Annotated in this window: 2 protein-coding genes; one reads left to right on the top strand and one right to left on the bottom strand. The window is 77.9% G+C overall.

Features of this window, described 5'->3' with window-relative positions; translation table 11 throughout:
- Positions 1 to 473: sigma-70 family RNA polymerase sigma factor (locus tag J0670_RS33040; RefSeq protein ID WP_207815847.1), on the top strand; the 473-nt coding region annotated here is incomplete at its 5' end.
- Here J0670_RS33040 and J0670_RS33035 read toward each other — a convergent pair.
- Positions 463 to 3381 (bottom strand): BTAD domain-containing putative transcriptional regulator, encoded by a 2919-nt coding sequence (locus J0670_RS33035; protein WP_207815845.1) that lies wholly within the window; start codon positions 3379 to 3381, stop codon positions 463 to 465. The two genes, J0670_RS33040 and J0670_RS33035, sit on opposite strands and share 11 nt — an antisense overlap.
- Positions 3382 to 3639: the final 258 nt, after the last annotated feature.

Here is a 3639-nt window from a genome sequence, read left to right as displayed (position 1 = left end):
ATCTCGGCGAGGGTGTCGGGGTCGAGGGTCGGTCGGGCCGGGGCAAGGCCGAGGACATCCTCCAGGAGACCCTGCTGCGCGCCTGGCAGCACCCGGAGGCGCTGACCGGCGGCGCCGAGCGCAGCCGCCCGTGGCTGTTCACCGTCGCCCGGCGGATCGCGATCGACCACTACCGGATGGCCGCAGCCCGGGCCAAGGAGGTGATCGGCGAGCCGGTGGAGGACCGGCCGCTCGCCGACGACCCGTACGAGCAGGTGGTGGTCGCCCGGGACATCGCGCTGGCGCTGCGGCGGGTGCAGAAGCACCACCGCGAGGTGCTGGTGGAACTGCACATGAAGGACCGTTCGGTGCTGGAGGCCTCGGCGCGGCTGGGGCTGCCGCCGGGGACGGTCAAGTCCCGGAACTTCTACGCCGTCCGGGCCCTGCGGCCGGTGCTGGCGGCCGAGCACGGGTACGCGCCGGTCAGTCGGTGAGCCCGGGGCGCCCGGTGCGCAGGTCCAGCGAGGCCTCCAGGCTGGTGGTGAAGGAGCTGGTGTAGCCGGCCCGCCGGTCGTGGCGGCGGAAGCGGTCGAGGGCCGAGCGCAGCCGGGCCCGGACCTCCGGTTCGCGGCCCCGGGTCACCAGGTGGGCGGCGTAGGACTGTTCGGCGACCGAGTGCAGGTAGAGCAGGCCCGCCTCCTCGCACGCGGCGAGCAGCCGGTGCCAGGCGAGGTCGGCGGCGTCGTCCCGGACGGTCGGCGGCAGGACCTGGGCCTCGGTCAGCAGCGACCACAGGTGGACCTGGGTGACCGGGCCGGCCGGCAGCAGCTCCCTGGCCTCCCGGGAGCGGCGTTGCGCGGCCTCCGGGTCGCCGGTGGCCAGGCCCACCCAGCCCTGGTGGACCAGCGCGTCGACCAGGCGCCTGCGGTCGCCGGAGTCGACGGCGAGAGCGGTCGCCGAGGCGGCCAGCCGTCCGGCCTCGGCGGCGTCGCCGAGCATCGCGGTGACCAGGGCCAGGGTGGCGAGCGCCCGGATCCGGGCGGAGACGGCGGCCGGTCCGTGCGCCGACTCGGTGGCGGCCACCGCCCGGCGGGCCGCCTCGGCCGACTCCGGTCGGCGTTCGAGCGCGACCAGGGCCTGGGCCCGGCAGTTGTGCAGGAAGGCCACCGCGGCCGGGTCGCCGCAGCGCTCGGCCGCCGCCAGTCCGGTGTCCGCGCGCTCCAGCCAGTCGGTGAAGCGGCTGGCGCCGTAGTAGAGCGAACCAGTGGTCAGGGCGAGCCGCCAGACGCGGTCGGGGTCGGTGTCGGCGTCGCCCAGCAGTGCGCGGATCGCGGGCTCCTCGGCCTCGAACCAGTCGAGCGCGGTGCGGATGTCGGCGGCGGCCGGCACGGCGTACGACGGGCGGGCGGCGGCGCCCTCCTGACCGGTGGCGTCCTCCCGGCCGGCGGCGCCATCCTGACCGGCGGCGCCATCCTGACCGGCGGCGTCCTCCCGGCCGGCGGCGGCGTCCTCCTGACCGGGGTCGAGGTAGCCGCCGCAGTGCTGGAGCGCGGCCTGGTAGTAGTCCAGCAGGCGTTCACGGGCCTGCCGGCGGAGCGGCTCCGGTTCGGCCGCGAGCAGGTCCGCGCCGAACAGCCGGACCAGGTCGGTGCGGTGGTAGCGGCCGGGGGCGGTGCCGGTGAGCAGGTGGTGGGCGGCCAGCTCGCCGAGCGCCCGGTGGGCGGCGGAGGGGTCGGTGCCGAGCAGTGCGGCGGCGGCGAGGGTGTCCACCTCGCGGCCCGGGTGGACGGCGAGGAGGGGAAGCAGATGGGCCGCTTCGGTGGAGAGCCGGCGATGCGTCAGCCTGAGCTGGGGGCCGATGCCGGTGGTGCCGTCGACGTCCAGACCGGCCAGCCGGTGGCTCTCGTCGGCGAGTTCGGCGGACAGCTCGGCGATCGTCCAGTCCGGGTGGGCGGCCAGCCGGGCGGCGGCGATCCGCAGGGCGAGCGGCAGGTGCTCGCACAGCCGGGCGAGTTCGGCCACTGCCTGCGGCTCGGCGCGCACCCGCTCGGGGGTGAGCAGGTGCTCCAGCAGGCGCCGGGCCTCGCCCTCGGGCAGCGCGGTCAGGCGCAGCAGGGCGGCGGCGTCGGTGGCGACCAGCTCCTCCAGCGAGCCGCGTCCGGTGACCACGGCGGCGCAGCCCGGCCCCTCGGGCAGCAGGTCCGCGAGCTGCCCGGCGCCGGCGGCGTCGTCCAGGACCACCAGCAGGCGCCGGCCCCGGGTGCGTTCGCGGTAGAGCGCGGCGCGTCCGGCCCGGTCGGCGGGGACGGCGTCCTCCGGGACGCCGAGCGCGCGCAGGAAGCGGCCGAGGACGACCTCGGGGCGGGCCGGTCCGGCCGGGTCCAGGGCGCGCAGGTCCGCGTACAGCAGACCGTCCGGGAAGCGGGCGGCGGCCCGGTGCGCCCAGGCGGTGACCAGGGCGCTCTTGCCGACCCCGGCCGGGCCGACCACCAGGGCCGGCCCGCCGGTGGCCCGGTCCGGGGCGCAGACGCGGTCCAGCCAGTTCAGCTCGGCCTCCCGGCCGATCAACTCGACAGCTTGCCGGGGAAGTTGCCGCGGAGTCGGGAGGTCCGTATCGGCGGCCCGGGGAGCGCTGGGCGGCGCCTCCACCTGGTCGTCCGCCGGGCTGTCCGCCAGCACCTCGGCGAGCGCCGCCTGGAGCACGGCCCCGGGGCGGATGCCCAGCTCCCGGTCCAGCCGCAGCCGCGCCCGGTGGTAGGCGTCCAGTGCGTCGGCGGGCCGCCCGGCCTGGTGCAGACAGCGCATCAGCAGCGCCACCGGCTCCTCGCGCAGCCCGTCCCGGCGGATGCCCTGCTCCAGCACCGCGACGGCCGCCGCCCCGGAGCCCCGGCGCAGCCGCAGCCCGGCCCAGCGGAGCACGGCGGAGGTGTAGGACTGCTTCAGCTGGTCCACCGCGGCGGCGTGGAGCGGGGTGTCGGGCAGGTCGGCCAGGGCCTCGCCGCGCCACAGCCGCAGCGCCTCCTCCAGCAGCGCGATCGCCTCCGCGTCGTCCCCGCGCCCGGCGTGCTCCTCGGCCCGGGCGGCCAGCGCCTCGAAGCGCAGCGCGTCGACCTCCTCGGCGGGCCCGGCCAGCAGATAGCCCGAGGCCCGGGTGTGCAGCTCGAACGGCGTGTCGGCGAGCACCTTGCGCAGCGCGGCCACGTGCCCCTGCACGGCCGGGCGGGCGCTGGCCGGCGGCCGGTCGCCCCACAGCAGCTCGCAGAGGCCGTCCACGGTGACGACGCGCCCCAGCCGCAGCGCCAGCAGCGCCAGGACCGCTCGCCGCTGCGCCCCCGCCAGCGTGGCGAAGCCGGCCTCCGCGGCCCGCAACTCCACCGGCCCGAGGAGCCGAATCCGCACCATTACCCCCGTATCGCCACACCCGGAACCCGAGGGCGGCCCTCGGGGTGGAGCAGTGTAGTGCGAACACCTGTCCGGTCCGCGCCAGTGCGCCCACGGCCCGCCGGGCCCCCGCCGGAGGGGACGCGCCGGGGTGCGGCGGTGGTTCCGGCCGGTGGCGGCGATCGGCCGGGCCGGTACGGGCTGACGTGAAACACCAGGTCGCGCCTATTCTCGGGCGCGGGAACACCCCGCCGCGGGCGGGACGGGGGAGAGGGAGGG

It is taken from the genome of Streptomyces sp. FH025, from assembly GCF_017427025.1.
Classification (GTDB): Bacteria; Actinomycetota; Actinomycetes; order Streptomycetales; family Streptomycetaceae; genus Kitasatospora.
Note: the sequence above shows the minus strand (reverse complement) of the source record. Positions and strands in the feature narration are given on the sequence as shown.

Bases quoted from the DNA above. Each gene is read 5' to 3' on its own strand.
- J0670_RS33035 (WP_207815845.1), bottom strand. From the start codon at position 3,381: ATGGTGCGGATTCGGCTCCTCGGGCCGGTGGAGTTGCGGGCCGCGGAG.